Here is a 14,474-nt window from a genome sequence, read left to right on the forward strand (position 1 = left end):
GTGAATTCATTCAGGCCTGGAGTTTCAGGGTTCCGTCTTTGACCTGACGGAAGATTTCCATCCATTTGTTTTGGAGAGCTTCATTTGTAGTCGTGAACTGCCATTTAGGTTGATTGACATCCTTGATGGTCACAAAGAAACCACTGGCTTCTGCATTTTCTATTCTCTGTTGGATATTAGCAAATGCATTGCTAATCTGATCGGATTGGGTTCCACCATATAACATTCCACCTGTTTGTGTGCCGTTACTCCACTGGCGAACGTCATCCCAGTTAAACTTGACCATGCGACCTATATTGTCGGTCATGAAGAAGTCTCGTCCATTGAACGCAATGAAGTTGGGGTAGCCAATGACTTTTGACCAACTGTGCTTAACAGTGTTCGAATTAAGCGGTTGCATATCAAAATAAATCAGGGGTTTTTGATATTTTTCGGCGAGGTATTTTTTAATTCTTGAATACTCACTCTCACTCAAGGGGAGTAATCTGTTGTGTGCTCTCTTGCCCCCGTAAGAAATTATATAAAACATACGGAAAAAATAAAATAGTGGTAGAGATACAAAGAAAAAACCATACATAAACCATAAGGTATAAAACAAATCATACAGGTAAGAATGTGCAGGTATCCCCCGATAATCTTCGGAAGAACGGTGAATGAAAAAAGCTATGATCAGGGAAGCAAAAATAGGCATTTTAATGCAAATAGTCACAAGAATATGCTTGTCTGTTGCCTGTTTGATATTGATTCCATCCGAGATTTTTTCAATAACAATCATGACAAAATTCCCATGTCAGAGGACAGGGAACAGCACATCTTTTTGAGCCTGTTAAACGTCACGCAAGTCTCCATCATGTAAAAAATTCTTTCAATATAGTATACCAGAAACACATATTTCTGATATTGTAGAATAAGTGCATTTTTATTGATGAAACTTCTGTATCGTAAATCTGTATCACCAATGGAGTAATTATTGATGGAGAAATAACATGGATTATGGCTATGCCCGCGTATCAACTGATGACCAGACCAATGACCCACAAATCAAGGAACTGGTGCGTTATGGTCTGACTTCCCACACAATCAGGACAGAGAAAATTTCAGGGAGTGTGCTGGCGAACCGGAGACCTGTGCTCTCAGGACTGCTCAAGGCTCTGAGGAAGGGGGATACGCTGACAGTGGTGAAACTGGACAGGCTTGGCCGTAATGCAGTGGATGTCCTGTCTTTGATTGATACGCTTCATGAAAAAGCCATAAGCGTGCGTATTCTCAATCTTGGGGTTGATACGGCCAAACCATCGGGAAGGCTGTTTCTGACCCTTCTGGCTGGCTTTGCGGAGTTTGAGAGGGAGATTATAAGGGAACGCTGTATAGCTGGTCTGGAGTCAGCCAGGGCCAATGGTGTGCATCTCGGGAGAAAGAGTTCCCTGACCAAACATCAGAGAACACACGCCCAGAGGCTCAGGGAGGAAGGGAAGTCTGTCAGTGAGGTCGCCCGTATCCTGAATACCTCACGCATGACAGCCTGGAGAGCCATGAATCCCGCTCAGGCTGTATCATAAACCGCAGTTCTGATATGAAATCCAGACATGACAGCCAGAGCTTTTCTGCCATGTCCCGGAAACGTGGGGTTTTGATACAGATTGACAAATGGTAATGTTATATAGAAATTTAGGTTAAATTTGGAGATACTGGGAGTTTTTGTAATGGCCCTACCTATTAAGCTGTTAAATATTCATTTTGGGGAACGCGACGCACTTCATGAGTTTATGAAGCAAGATAAGGATGATTTATCTATACTTGATAATTCTTTTGTTGTGCCTCCAAGAGTGCGTATAGCTGAATTAGAGTCGGGCTCTAGGTATTTTGTACTGGGACCAAAAGGGAGTGGTAAAACGACTCTTCTTTGGCATCTTATGAGAAAAGAACAAAATTCTAGTCATCGAATTATTTTATTTAAATCTGAAATAAGGAAAGAAGATAGAGATCGCTTGGATAAAATGGTAGGCTGGGTAGTAGTTGAAGATCAAAAAAAGATAAAAACCGAATCTGATTATAAATCAGTTTGGGAGTGGTATTTACTAAAAAACATATTTTCTCTAATAAAAAGAGAAGATATTATATCTGGGCATAATATATTCCATGATATTCAGAAAATACTAAATATAAAAACAAATAGAATAAATACTATATTTGATAATTTTCATATTAATTCAGTAAAAGGAAAAATTAATTTTGGATTTGCGCATGGTGACTTCAAGTCAGAAATCGGTGCTGAAATAGAGGCACGACAAAAGGACGCAAATGCGAATCTTGATTTTCTGGATGTATTGAGAATTGTAAAGCAATTCACCCAAGAAATAATTTTCAGAAATACTACTCGTGTAAGGCTATATTTTGACGAATTAGAGTTTTTTATGAGTAGTGATGATGATGGAGAACGTGATAGAAGATTAATTCGTGATCTAATATTTGCTATTTACTATATTAACACTTTATTTTCAAAATGTGATGCTAATATATGTATCTTGGCAAGCTTGAGAACTGAAATATTAAATTCCTTACATGCAAACAACCAAGAGGTGGAAAAAATAATAGATGCATTTGGTGTTAAAATAAGTTGGTATAATAAATCTGAGGCAAAGCAAAAAATTATAACAATATTTGAAAATAAAATTAAATATTCTGAGGTGATGTTAGAGGCGCGTCATTCATATCATCCTTGGGCAACATATTTTCCGGAAGCAGTCGAAGGAAAAGAAATAAAAAGTTACCTTTTGGATTTGGGCTTGCATCGTCCGCGAGGTGTCCTTTTACGGCTTGCTGCGGCTCTAGAGGTTATTGAGGATGATGACTGTAAATTTGAGGAAAGTCACTTTCTTGATTCCGAAGAGAGTTTTGGACGATTCATGCTCCAAGAGTTTACAGAGGAAATGTCAGCATTCTTTGATAATAAAGAGAGAGAGTGGATATTGTCTCTCTTTAGAGGGCATGATTTCGCTTTTGATTATGAGGAGTTGCAGAAGAGAGTTTTGTATTCAAAAAGGAAACACAATCAAATTTCAGCAGAATATATAATAAAATCTTTGTATAGAATTGGAATGATTGGTAATCAGTTTACTGTAAATTCTGATTCTGGTTATGAAAACTATAGAGCATATTGGTCATATAGGGGTAATATTGATCCTATAATTGAAGAGAGATTCGTTTTGCATCAGTCTGTCAGAAAGGTATTGCAAGCAGTGTAATTTCTTGCTTATCTTTCTTAATATTTCTTGAAAGATAAGCATGTTTTTCTATCCATTACTTTTCATTGAAAACAAACTTCCGGCATCCCAAAACTCAGGATATTTCACGCTTTCCGCAACCCTTTTGAGGTTCACAATATCCACATCATCAAAATAGACAGTGCTTCCGACTGACTTGTCGTGGCTTTCATGCCCCAGAAAGTCATCAATCCAGGATTCACGTAAGCCACCCTCGCCATGCTCATGAATGTTCCTGAGTTTGGTAGACACGTTATGCCTGAAAGAATGGAACACCACGCTCCTGCCGATGCCCAGACGTGATTTGAACTTGCTGAAGTCCCTTTGGAAGTGTGCAGAACGCTTGTTGTCCTGCCCCTTAAAATCAATGTCATGGAACAGATAGTGACGTTTCTGGTTCGTGGCTCTTTGTGCAAGGTCCAGCAATCCGGCTTCCTGTAAGGCCGTGCAGATGGGAACGACACGTTTCCCGGCTTCAGTCTTCGCACTCCATTCTGTCCAGGGTTTGCCTTTCAGGGCAGGGTGATCCTGCACCAGAATGCAGGGAATACCTTGAATCTCCTGAATGTCCTGTGGTCTTAAACGACAGATTTCTTCCAGTCGCATTCCTGTGTAAGAGGCAATCCCCACAATCATGGACGCTGTCTTGTGGCTGATGGTGCCAAACTGCCAAGGCTGACCAGCAATGGCCTTTAAGTCGTTATCACTCCAGCGCACACGATTGGTTTTGGACTTGGTGTCAAACTGCCAGCCACCTGTGAACACATTGCGATCCACAAGGTCACGCAGAAGGAAATGCTTCCAAAGTCCCGAAAGCTTGGTGAAATAGTTTTTGACTGATTTCCCGGAAATACGGGCCAGTTTGCGTTTCTTCGCATCTGCCACAAATTCCTGAACTGTCCGGGTGTCATTGCGCTGTTTGCCATAACTTTCCGGTAGCTGTTCCATCAGGGCTTTGAAATGCCCAACATCTGCCCCGGTATAATCTCGCATGGGTTTATCCCCACAGACCTCCAGAAAGCGTTTGAAGGTGCGTTCGTAGGATTTGACCACAGTGGATTTGACTGTGGTGTCCTTGCTTTCCAGGAAAATTTTAATAGCTTCTGAAAACAGAGGAGAAGGTTTTTCCTTCGGAGCCAGAAAGGCTTTCATGTCCTTAATCTGGCTCTGGATATCCGTCAGGGCTGGAAGGCTGGCTTTGGCCTTTTTCAGGTCTGTAACGGTGCGTTCCAGCAGATGCACACTTCTGCCAGTCAGATTTCTGGCTTTCTCCAGCTTTTCCACCTGTTCCAGACTTTCCATGGAATGTCTGAGCTTCTGATGGTCGTATTGCGCCTGTAAGGATGCAATCCTGTGCTGGTAGTCCTGAATAAGCAGGTCAAAAAGTTCCTGCGCGTCTTCGGGCAGTTCATTCCTGATAAAATTTTCGTTTTCGCTGAGTTCTGTTTTGAGGTGCATTACGGAACGGAACAGCCTTTCGGTCTCTGCGAAAACTGCACACGCATATGGTTTGGCAACCTCGCGTTTGTTAGTCCCAAGAGAGAGCCATAGCTCCTTTTTGCCTACAATATCACGGATATGTGAAGGAACGGCTCTGCGGAAATGATACCCGGATTGGAGACGAATCAACATACAGACGGCTCATTTTGTAGAAGCCGATTGTAGAAGGTTCGGCTTTTATGGTTATGGAAAGACCATAAAAGTCAATTAAATCAATATGTTATGAGTGGTGCGAACTGCGGGACTCGAACCCGCACGCCCGTACGGGCTGGAGATTTTAAGTCTCCTGCGTCTACCATTCCGCCAAGTTCGCGCAGGCTGGGGGTGTATTTGCCATGCCGCGTCAGTGAGGTGCTTGTAGCAACGCTTTGGAGGTGGGGCAACTCTTGCTTTGATGACTGTCGGTCATCCCGCGCGCAGCAGGAGGGGGCCGTGGTAACGGAGCCATGCTTCTGCCTGTTGCCTGTGTGGGGTCAGGCTTGCGACCTGTTTCCAGAACTGGGGACCATGGTTCATATGCACCAGATGGCTCAACTCATGCGCGATCAGGTAGTGTCTTACAGGGTGTGGCGCCATGATCAGGCGCCATGACAGCATGATGCGGCCGGTACTCGAACAGCTTCCCCAGCGGCTGCTGGTATCGCGGATATCGAGTTTGGTAGGGCGGAGTTGTGCTGCGCGTGCCATGTCCCTGACTTCTTCGCCCAGAACGCGTGCGGCATGGGTGCGCAGAAAGTCTGTCACGCGGCGATTGATGAAACTGGCATCTCCGCTGACAAAAAGGCGGTTTTTTTCAATCCATGCCCCTCCGCGGCGTGTCGGGTCATGGGTAATGCGGTGGGGTATGCCCTCAATGGGGATGAGACTGCCATCTGTGAAAGATGGTGTTTTTTCCAGACGTTGCAGGCGGGATGCGATCCATCCGCCGTGCTGGTGTACAAAGTCGTAAGCCTGTGTCGGGGGGCACGTCGGCGGCAGGGTGACGGTTATGGCGTTTGCCTTGGGTGCAATCCGTAGGGCCAGCCGCCTGGCGCGGCTTGAAACCCGCCATTCGACATCAACCTTGCCGACCCCTTCTATTGTTATTTCATCTGGCAGCACCGGACCGTGCTCCCGTTATGGAGCCGGCGGCATCGGGCGTTATGTCCGGTGTTGCCGGTTCTCCGGGCCAGGTGACGATATAATCTTCCAGCGCGCCAGCCCGGCGTTCGCTGATACAGCGACCAGCGGCGGATGCGCCGGATGTGATGACCGTCTGTGACGTGCCGCTCAGTAACGGGTGCCATTGGGGCAGGCCCTGCCCGTTGGCGAGGCGGCGATAGGCACAGTCGGGCGGCAGCCAGTCCAGTTCGGGGATCATTGAGGCGGTCAGGGTTATGCAGTCCTGCACCTTGCGCAGTCGATTGGGGTAGTCAGTGCACTGGCAGGTTCGCACATCCAGCAACCGGCACGCCACGGACGTATAGTGCAGTTCCTCGGTATCGTCGTCACGCAGCTTGTGCAGGCAGCACCGTCCGCAGCCATCGCACAGGGATTCCCACTGCGCGCGCGTCATATCCGCCAGAGCCGTGGTTTCCCAGAAGGGGCGGGGGACGGAGGGAGAGGTCATTGCAAAGCTCCGCAGGCCAGGGCCAGGACAAGGCTGGTCAGAAAAGGTTTTTTAAGCAGGGGCCACCATAGCAGGCGTAGGCGGGTGGAACGCGTATCGGCCCCGAGCGCCCGTGCTGTTGCGACCCAGTTGTCCTGCACGGTGCGCAAGGGCAGCATGAAGGGCAGGATCAGCAGCGGGGCCAACATTATCCCCTGCAGGACGGGAACGCCAGAACTGTCTAAAAACAGCGGCAGCAGGAGCGCACCTGCTGTCGCAGGCAGCACCATAAGTAGGGCGAACGTAGAGGCCATAGCGCTTTTGCGTGTTGCGAGAGCCAGCGCCACAAGCAGGCAGGCAACCCCCAGCCCGATCGCGATCATGATCAGGCCCGAGGCCAGGAGCGGGTAAGGGGGTGGGGCAGCGCCCATCAGCGGGATCACGCGTGGTCGATCCAGTGGGCGAAGCGTTCGGCAATGGCAGGCAGGTTGTGGCTCCAGAACAGATCATCAACCGGGATGGCGGGTGGCAGGCTTGCCAGCCTGCCACCTGATGCCTCGATATCCCTCATGGACGGCAGCGATGGCCACGCATTCGCAAAGGCCTGCTGCTGTGCGGGCTGCTCCAGCCAGGATGCAAGGGCAAGGCCCGCACTGTTTTCCGCGGCACTATGGGGTACCCCCCAGCCGTAATGGAGCAGCAGGCGCTGGTTCCAGTTCAGGTTGAAGCGCTGGCGATCGGCCTCTTTCGCGCCAAGGATTTCACCCGTGGGCACGAAACCCGTCAGCGCCCCGCCGGATGTCAGGATGCGTGCGGCCTCATTGGGGGTGTTCCACCAGATCAGATACGGCCGGATCTGTTCCAGCTTCATAAAAGCACGGTTCAGCCCGTCGGAGGTAGCCAGCACGCGGTAGAGCGCATCCGCCGGAACCCCGTCTGCCAGCAACGCAATTTCAAGCGTGGTACGGGGGTCGCGCCGGAGGCTGCGCCGGCCGGGGTGGCGTGCGACATCCCAGAAATCCGTCCAGCTTGGTGGAGCGTCAAAACGCGCACGGTCCCAGGCCATGGCATAGTCGATCGCGGCCGACATCGGACCGCATGCATTGGGTGCCGTTCCCGTATCGTCCCGGGCCAGCAGGCCCAGCCCGCAGCAGAGCTGAAGCATGCTGCCTTCCATCATTACGGCGGCCCAGTGCCCTGGGGCATGCTTTTCCTGTTGCTGGAGGCTTTCCGTCGTGCCGTCCCAGGCACGCGCTACAATGGCGTGGCGCGTCAGTTGTTCATAGGGCGTGAACAGCACCCGGCGCTGGGTGTCCGTTATTTTGCCGGCAAAGGTCAGTACGTTCAGGCGGGGCACGGAGCCACGCCTGCGCGAGGGGGCCTGCGGCTTTGCAGCCTCCGCCAGCGTCGGCAGCAAGGTGCCCAGCCCGGCCAGCAGGAGCGTGCGGCGGGCAAGAGGGGGCAGGGCGGGTCTTTGCTGCGTTCCGGCGGGCGAGGCTGGTCCTTCCGGGCGAGCCTTACGAAGAAAAGGAAAGGAATGCAGGGGAAACCTCGCGCGCGTCTGTCTGGATAAGCCTTGGAAAGCGGATAATGGTTTTAGCCTATTTTCTGATCCATCGGAAAGGCAATGGCGTTCTGTGCCTGCCACGCCAGCAATCCCTCCCGCCCGGGTGCCAGGTCCCGCCGGGTATGAACGGGCGGACGGCGGGCAATAATCTCTGTTCCGTCGCGGGTACGCAGCCGCATGACAACGCTCTGGCCAAGATGATGGGCCGAAACGAGCGTGCATGGGACATCGCCCGTCTCGGGGGTTTCGACCGTGCCCTGGCGCATGAACAGCACGGAAAGTCGGTCCGGCGGAATGCAGATGCTGGCCAGGTCATCGCCATGCAGGTCGGCGGCCGCCTGGGCCTGCACCGTTTCGCCCGAAGGCAGGCGCAGGGTTGCGATATCGTCCTCGCAGTCCAGCACCCTGCCGGTCAGGACGTTGGCGTCGCCCATTGCCACAGCGACGGGGCAACTGGCGGGGCGGTTGCAGAGTGTTGCGGCATCCGCCAGTTGCAACAGGGCTCCGTTTTCCATGATACCGATCCGGTCCGCCGCCATCAGGGCCTCGGCGCGGTGGCGGGTCAGCAGCAGGATGCTCAGCCCCAGAGCGTGACGCAGCCGGTCCAGCATGGCCAGCGAGCGGTCCCGGCCCGGTGGCTCCATGGCGTCGAAGGGCTGCATCAGCACGATAACCGTCGGCATGCAGGCCAGTGCGCGCGCCAGCCCGGCCCGAAAAATCTGTTCGGCGGATAACTGGTGCGGGTATCGGGTACGCACCGCATCCAGCCCGGTCAGGGCCAGCACCTCGCCAGCCCGGCGCAGTCTTTCGCTGGCGTTCAGTGCGTGCATGGCCCGCAGGGGGAAGAGGACATTGTCCATTACCGACAGGTGCGCGAACAGGGGCGCATGCGGCCCGACGCTGGCTATGCCGCGCCGTCCGGCTTTGTGCCCGTTCACGGTCTCGCCGTTGATACGGATTTCACCCTGGCAGGGGGCCAGCCCGGTCAGGGCGGTCGTCAGGCGCGGCATGTCCTGCGTGTCCTGCCCGATTCCCAGCAGCGCAACGCAGTCCTGTTGGCGCAGAATCAGTGCCAGAGGCGGTGTGGCGGGCTGGAAAACGAAATTGTGCAGTACCAGGGCAGGGGGCGAGCCATGCGTAACCTGCATGCAACCGGACTCCTTGTCTGCGGGTTTAATGGAGAGTGTGCATCTCTGTACACGATTATAGACGAGGTTTGATGCATGTCTTACGACAAAATCAAGGATGTCAAAGCCGCTGGCGAAGCGGTGACAGATACGGCGCGCGAGGAGCTTGACGCCGTAAAGGCCCATCTCGAATGTCTGGTCACGCAGCATGTCGTGCCAGCCCTGACCCGGGCGGGCGACAAAGCCGGCACGCTGACGGAGCAGGCGGTTGCCAATGCGCGCGAACTGGCGGATCATACGCGCCAAGATCTCGCTAAGCGAACGCGGGGCCAGACGTCCTGGCTGTCTATTGCCATTTCCGGGGTGGTGGGCTTTATCCTGGGGCGGTTGTCTCGCTGACGCTCATGCGTCACCCGAACGTAAGGTAACCGCAAAGCCCATGCATATTTTTGACCTTGGTAAATCCGCCCTGAACGCCCAGTCCAGCGTGATGCAGCAGATGGCCATACGATACGGCCGTCAGGTCGCGTTCCTGATCATGGCGGCTCTCTTCGGGTTTTTCGCCCTTATTACGGGGCATGGGCTTGTGTGGATCCTTCTGGTTTTTGTTGCTCATATGGGGCCTGTCGGCGCGTCGTTCACGGTTTTCGGCCTTGACGTGCTGGCGGCCCTCATCTGCGTGCTGTTCGGCCGGCGCACCTACCTGACCGTTGCCGAGGTGGATGCCCGGATCGCCCGCGACCGCTATCTGAACCAGATGCGCGACTCCATGACCATGGCCGCCGTGACCGCGACCGTCGCCTCGGCCATGGGCCGTGGTGGCGCGGGCAAGGCATGGAGCATCCTGCGGCGCAAAAAGGGCTGAAAAAGCGTTCAAATTGCCTGTACGGGCCTAGCCCATAGGTTCCATTCCAAATTTGCATTGGCGTGCGTCATTGTTTCTGTAAATGATGGCGCTGTCATTTAATGAGCGTGTAAATTGTTTGCATGCTTTCAGGCGTTGTGCAGTGAATGGACGTTGAACATAACTTTGTTATGGCAAGCGAGACGCGGCGGTTTTTCGGCTACCGGCTGGCTCGGCTTGCGGCAGTATGGCGGCGCGAGATTGACGCCGACCTGCGCGCCTTCGGTCTGACCGACGCAACATGGCGCCCCATTTATTATCTCAATTTCTCCTCTGCCCCCATGCGGCAGACCGATCTCGCGCGTTCGCTCCTGCTGGAAGCGCCATCGCTTGTCCGTCTGCTCGACGTGCTGGAAAAGCGCGGCTATGTCGTGCGCGAAACGGATGAGGAAGACCGCCGTTCCAAGCTGGTCAGCATTACGGACGAGGGGCGGCAGGTCGCGGCCCTGGTCAACCGCGTGGCCGATACCGTGACCGCGCGCCTGACCGATACGGTCACGGACCACGAGCTTGAGGCATGCTGTGGTGTGCTGGACCGGGTGGAGCAGGCGGCGCTGACGCACAGGGACACGCCTCGCCCCGACACAGCCCCCAGGTGGAGTGCGGCGCATGCGCCGGCCCTGTCCCGGGCAGAAAAAAGCACACAAAAAAAAGGCGAGCGGCCATGAACGGCCCGGCGCTCGTGACCAGGACCGTGCAATGCTGACGGAATTCAATCTCTTTGGTGTCTTCATGGCGCCGATTGTCGTGTACGCGCTGGCGGCTTTGCCGCTGACCATGGGCGTGCGCTTTGTGCTCTGGTGGAGCGGCCTTCTGGGCTGGTTCTGGCATATCGCGCTGTTTGAAGTGTCTCTTTACGTTTGTATTCTTTGCCTGCTGATTCTCTACATCTGACCTGAAAAGGCTTTTGAGTCGTCGCAATGCCCCTTCTGCGCACCCTGATAAGAATTGTTCTGACCCTGGCGGTCGTGTCCCTGGCGATTATCCTGGGGATCACATTATGGAACGTCTACATGATCGCACCCTGGACCCGTGACGGGCGCGTGCGGGTGTATGTTGTGGATATCGCCCCCGAAGTTTCGGGCACCGTGGTGCAGATTCCCGTCGTGGACAACCAGTTCGTCCATAAGGGCGACCCGCTGTTCGTGCTCGACCCGGTCCGCTTCCGCCTTGCAATCCGCGAGGCACAGGCCCGTCTGGACGGCGCGATGGAAGACCTCAAGCTCAAGCAGAACGACGCCAAGCGCCGTATGGGCCTGGGCGGGATCGTGTCGGCCGAAGAACAGGAAGTGTTCAACTCCAATGTGGCAACCCAGATCGCCTCAGTCGATGCGGCACGCGCGGCGCTCGATGTCGCCAAGCTGAACCTGCAGCGTTCGGTGCTGTATTCGCCGGTGAACGGGTATGTGACCAACCTCAACCTGCGGGTGGGGGATTACGCCTCCGCCGGGCAGCCACGTATGGCCGTGATCGATTCCGACTCTTACTGGGTCTACGGTTACTTTGAAGAAACCAAGATGTGGGGCGTCCATGTCGGCGACGAAGCCCGCGTGAAGCTGATGGGCTACAAGCCGATCCTGCAGGGCCATGTCATCAGCATTTCCCGCGGTATCGACGACACCAACGGTTCCCCCGACAAGCTGGGGCTGCAGGCGGTCAACCCGATCTTTACCTGGGTTCGTCTGGCCCAGCGTATTCCCGTGCGTATTCACCTCGACCATGTGCCCGATAGCGTGACCCTGGCTGCTGGCATGACCGCCACCGTCAGTGTCGGTCCCGAGCCTACGGGGCGCAGGGGCAAGCTGACGACCTGGTTGCAAGACCATCTCTGAGCGTGGGCAGAGGATGAAAGTCATGAAGGTTCATCGCCGCCTCGCGCTTGGCTTGGCAACGTCGCTGTTGCTGTCGGCCTGCACCGTCGGGCCGAATTATCAGCCCGACCGGATGAAGCTGCCCCCGCAGTTCAAGGAAAGCGCGGAAGAGCACATCGCAACGCCCGAGGAAATCGAGCGTACCAACAAGGAAATGACGGAATGGTGGTCCCTGTTCAGGGACCCGATCCTGTCGCATCTGGTCGAGCAGGCCATCAAGGGCAATTACAATCTGCAGATCGCAGGGGAGCGTATTCTGGCCGAGCGGGCGGTGCGTGACCGTTCGGCGGCGCAATGGTACCCGCAGCTTGACGCCAACATGGGTGGGGGCGATGTCCGTTATTCGCTGAATATCGACAACTGGCCGCTGCGTCCGGGCAATCCTGCCAACCGTCCCGAAGCCTCCATGTTGACCTATGGCGCCACCGCGTCGTGGGAACTGGACATGTTCGGCCGTATCCGGCGGGATGTGCAGGCCCATGAACACCAGGTGGAAGCCACGATCGAAGCACGCCGTGCCGTGCTGATGGGGCTGCTGTCCGAACTGGCGTCGGACTACATGTTGCTGCGCGTCACACAGTTGCAGATCAAGATCGCGACCGACAATATCCGTGTCGCGCAGGACGCTCTGAACCTGACCAACCAGCTTTACCGTGAAGGTGTGGGCAACAGCCTGCAGATCGCGCAGGCCCAGGCAGAGCTTGATGCCCAGATTGCCGCGCGCGAGCCGCTTAAAACCCGTGTTTCGCAGGTGACGCACGCCATTGCCGTGCTTCTGGGCCAGATGCCCGGCTCGCTGGAGGATGAACTCAAGCAGCCCAGGCCGCTGCCGGTGGTGCCGGAATTCCCCGCGACCCTGCCGTCCATCGTGATCGCGAACCGACCCGACGTGCGTATGGCGGAACGGCAATATGCCGTGGCCACGGCCCAGATCGGTGTGGCGGTAGCCAATCTCTACCCGCATTTTGTGGTGCCTCTGACTTTCAACCCCAATGCGTCGGCCATGTACCAGGCTTTTCAGGTCAATGGCATGAGCTGGCAGTTCCTGTTGATGGCCAGCCTGCCGCTGATGCACGGCGGCAAAATGACGGCCGAAATCCGCGCGGCCCAGGCCTCGGCCGAGGCCGCACGGCTCGGGTACCGCCAGACCGTTCTGACGGCGTTCAAGGAAGTCGAAGACTCCATGGCCGCCTGGCATGACGATATCGAATATGCAGAACAACTGCACAAGGCGGCGGAAGACAGCGCCACCGCCAGCGAACGCGCCCGTAAGCTGTACGGTGCGGGTCTGGTGGGCTTTCTGGAAGTGCTGACAACCGAACGCACGACCCTGAACGCCCAGAACATGGAAGCGCTGGCAAGGCTTGAACGCCTGCGTGATGCCGTGAACCTGTACACGGCGCTGGGGGCTGGGTGGAAAGGCGTTGCACTGACCAACTCCACGCTTCCTGTCTCGCTGGAAACTCAGAATATTCTGGCGCGTGCGTTCAAGCAGTAACGTCGGGTGATGCTTACGTAAGACAGCGCCTGTCAGGTACTGTTTTACGCGGCCTCTTTTTCGGCCTGCATATGCCGGGTTATGACATGGCGTGTATGTCCGGCATGGCGCGAGGCGTGCAAAGCTCCGCTATGACCGAACCCATGACATGTGACCGGACCGGTGCGTAATCGGCGTTTTTGTGTTGGGGTCGTATGCTTGTCTGGACAGATTCCCGTGCCCGCAAAGGGATTGGGAGTCTGTTCCAAATACCGATGAAAAAGCACGAAAATTTCCGGGTGCGGCTTTTTGGGAAACAGACTGCGGTCTTCGCAGGGCTTTGAAAAAAGCCGGATCAAAAATTCAGGAATTCACGCAGCGTTTCACGGGCTGTTTTTTTTAAGCAGCATCCGCTTCCACATGTCTTGCGGGCGGGGCTCGTATCGGGCGTTGTGCGCTTGTGTGCTTTATGCGGCCAGACGCTGGAAAGCCGGACGGCCTGCCTGTGCGCGCAGGAACGTCACCATGGCTTTGCGGGCCATGGCGGCGTCCCGCCCCAGGCGGATCAGCCCGCCGATCTGGCCCGGGTAACGTAGCAGGTCGCGCAACAAGGCACCAATTCTTAATCCGCCGTCGGGCGAGAGCACGCTGGCCGCAATGGGGGGCAGGGAACGGCTGGCCGGGTCGCAGATGACCCGCAGCACCGCGAAGGGAAGCCCGGCTTCTTCCGCCGCGCGGGCAAGAAAGGCGCTTTCCATGTCCAGCGCCGCACAGCGTGATGCGCCGAACAGTTCTGCCTTGTGTGCTGCGTCAAGCACCACATCGTCGCTGTGCAACAGGGTGCCACCGATCGCGCCCGGCTGGTCGCCCCCCAGAATATGGCGCAGGGTGGGGTCGCATGCCCAAGTGGACTGCCAGCCCTGAACCGCGGCGGGCACGACAATCGTTCCCGCAGGTAAAGTCGGGTCCAGCCCTGCGGCCAACCCGAAGGAGAGCAGGCAGTTGGCCCCGCAGGCAGCCAGCCGTGCGGCCTCGCGCTGTGCGCCGGTGCGCGTAGCCCCGCTTGCGGCAATGGCCGCATGCGGGAAGACCGAGCGGATAAGCCCGGCCTCGGCCTTCAGCCCGACCAGAATACCGGGCCGGGACAGGGAGAACGGAACAGCGGCCAGCGCCATGG

16 protein-coding genes and 1 tRNA gene are annotated in these 14,474 nt (G+C 55.1%); 8 read left to right on the forward strand and 9 right to left on the reverse strand.

The window, feature by feature from the left end; all coding sequences use genetic code 11:
• Positions 1–10 precede the first annotated feature (10 nt).
• Positions 11–775, reverse strand: a complete 765-nt coding sequence (locus tag ABF990_RS09025) for a DUF4755 domain-containing protein (protein WP_415496659.1) — start codon at positions 773–775, stop codon at positions 11–13.
• 211 nt (positions 776–986) lie between these two features.
• On the opposite strand from ABF990_RS09025, the gene ABF990_RS09030 reads away from it, so the two are divergent.
• Together ABF990_RS09030 and ABF990_RS09035 are read left to right on the forward strand one after the other, a co-directional pair.
• The gene (locus ABF990_RS09030; RefSeq protein WP_048854559.1) at positions 987–1,559 is read left to right on the forward strand and encodes a recombinase family protein; all 573 of its coding nucleotides are present in this window, start codon (positions 987–989) and stop codon (positions 1,557–1,559) included.
• A 144-nt stretch (positions 1,560–1,703) separates the two neighbouring features.
• Positions 1,704–3,245, forward strand: coding sequence for a P-loop ATPase, Sll1717 family (locus tag ABF990_RS09035; RefSeq protein ID WP_415506564.1), 1,542 nt, complete (start codon positions 1,704–1,706; stop codon positions 3,243–3,245).
• 48 nt (positions 3,246–3,293) lie between these two features.
• On the opposite strand, the gene ABF990_RS09040 is transcribed toward ABF990_RS09035, so the two are convergent.
• The 7 genes from ABF990_RS09040 to ABF990_RS09070 form a co-directional block, all read right to left on the reverse strand.
• The gene (locus tag ABF990_RS09040; RefSeq protein WP_415506565.1) at positions 3,294–4,895 is read right to left on the reverse strand and encodes a DUF6538 domain-containing protein; all 1,602 of its coding nucleotides are present in this window, start codon (positions 4,893–4,895) and stop codon (positions 3,294–3,296) included.
• Positions 4,896–4,990: 95 nt separating this feature from the next.
• Positions 4,991–5,076 (reverse strand) — tRNA-Leu (locus ABF990_RS09045).
• A 92-nt stretch (positions 5,077–5,168) separates the two neighbouring features.
• Positions 5,169–5,864, reverse strand: coding sequence for a M48 family metallopeptidase (locus ABF990_RS09050; protein ID WP_415491882.1), 696 nt, complete (start codon positions 5,862–5,864; stop codon positions 5,169–5,171).
• Entirely contained in the window at positions 5,851–6,372 is a 522-nt protein-coding gene (locus ABF990_RS09055; RefSeq protein WP_415500722.1) for a YcgN family cysteine cluster protein, read from the reverse strand. The genes ABF990_RS09050 and ABF990_RS09055 overlap by 14 nt, the downstream gene beginning before the upstream one ends.
• Positions 6,369–6,794: a hypothetical protein gene (locus ABF990_RS09060; protein ID WP_415491880.1), complete on the reverse strand. Its 426-nt coding sequence runs from the start codon at positions 6,792–6,794 to the stop codon at positions 6,369–6,371. The genes ABF990_RS09055 and ABF990_RS09060 overlap by 4 nt, the downstream gene beginning before the upstream one ends.
• Entirely contained in the window at positions 6,791–7,768 is a 978-nt protein-coding gene (locus ABF990_RS09065) for an extracellular solute-binding protein (RefSeq protein ID WP_415491879.1), read from the reverse strand. The genes ABF990_RS09060 and ABF990_RS09065 overlap by 4 nt, the downstream gene beginning before the upstream one ends.
• A gap of 179 nt (positions 7,769–7,947) precedes the next feature.
• Positions 7,948–9,066, reverse strand: a complete 1,119-nt coding sequence (locus tag ABF990_RS09070; protein WP_415491877.1) for an ABC transporter ATP-binding protein — start codon at positions 9,064–9,066, stop codon at positions 7,948–7,950.
• Between the two features lie 75 nt (positions 9,067–9,141).
• Here ABF990_RS09070 and ABF990_RS09075 point away from each other — a divergent pair, with 75 nt between their 5' ends.
• The 6 genes from ABF990_RS09075 to ABF990_RS09100 all read left to right on the forward strand — a co-directional run bounded on the left by ABF990_RS09075 (position 9,142) and on the right by ABF990_RS09100 (position 13,318).
• The gene (locus tag ABF990_RS09075) at positions 9,142–9,444 is read left to right on the forward strand and encodes a hypothetical protein (protein ID WP_415500723.1); all 303 of its coding nucleotides are present in this window, start codon (positions 9,142–9,144) and stop codon (positions 9,442–9,444) included.
• Between the two features lie 40 nt (positions 9,445–9,484).
• Positions 9,485–9,910, forward strand: coding sequence for a phage holin family protein (locus ABF990_RS09080; protein ID WP_415491875.1), 426 nt, complete (start codon positions 9,485–9,487; stop codon positions 9,908–9,910).
• Between the two features lie 146 nt (positions 9,911–10,056).
• Positions 10,057–10,617: a MarR family winged helix-turn-helix transcriptional regulator gene (locus ABF990_RS09085; RefSeq protein ID WP_415500725.1), complete on the forward strand. Its 561-nt coding sequence runs from the start codon at positions 10,057–10,059 to the stop codon at positions 10,615–10,617.
• A gap of 31 nt (positions 10,618–10,648) precedes the next feature.
• Complete coding sequence (locus tag ABF990_RS09090; protein WP_415491872.1) at positions 10,649–10,843, forward strand: DUF1656 domain-containing protein; 195 nt, start codon at positions 10,649–10,651, stop codon at positions 10,841–10,843.
• 26 nt (positions 10,844–10,869) lie between these two features.
• The gene (locus ABF990_RS09095; RefSeq protein ID WP_415491870.1) at positions 10,870–11,781 is read left to right on the forward strand and encodes a biotin/lipoyl-binding protein; all 912 of its coding nucleotides are present in this window, start codon (positions 10,870–10,872) and stop codon (positions 11,779–11,781) included.
• Between the two features lie 22 nt (positions 11,782–11,803).
• Entirely contained in the window at positions 11,804–13,318 is a 1,515-nt protein-coding gene (locus tag ABF990_RS09100) for an efflux transporter outer membrane subunit (RefSeq protein ID WP_415500726.1), read from the forward strand.
• A gap of 446 nt (positions 13,319–13,764) precedes the next feature.
• On the opposite strand, the gene ABF990_RS09105 is transcribed toward ABF990_RS09100, so the two are convergent.
• The gene (locus ABF990_RS09105; RefSeq protein WP_415500727.1) at positions 13,765–14,472 is read right to left on the reverse strand and encodes a hypothetical protein; all 708 of its coding nucleotides are present in this window, start codon (positions 14,470–14,472) and stop codon (positions 13,765–13,767) included.
• Between the last annotated feature and the right edge of the window lie 2 nt (positions 14,473–14,474).

Source organism: Acetobacter sp. (genome assembly GCF_047723915.1).
Classification (GTDB): Bacteria; Pseudomonadota; Alphaproteobacteria; order Acetobacterales; family Acetobacteraceae; genus Acetobacter.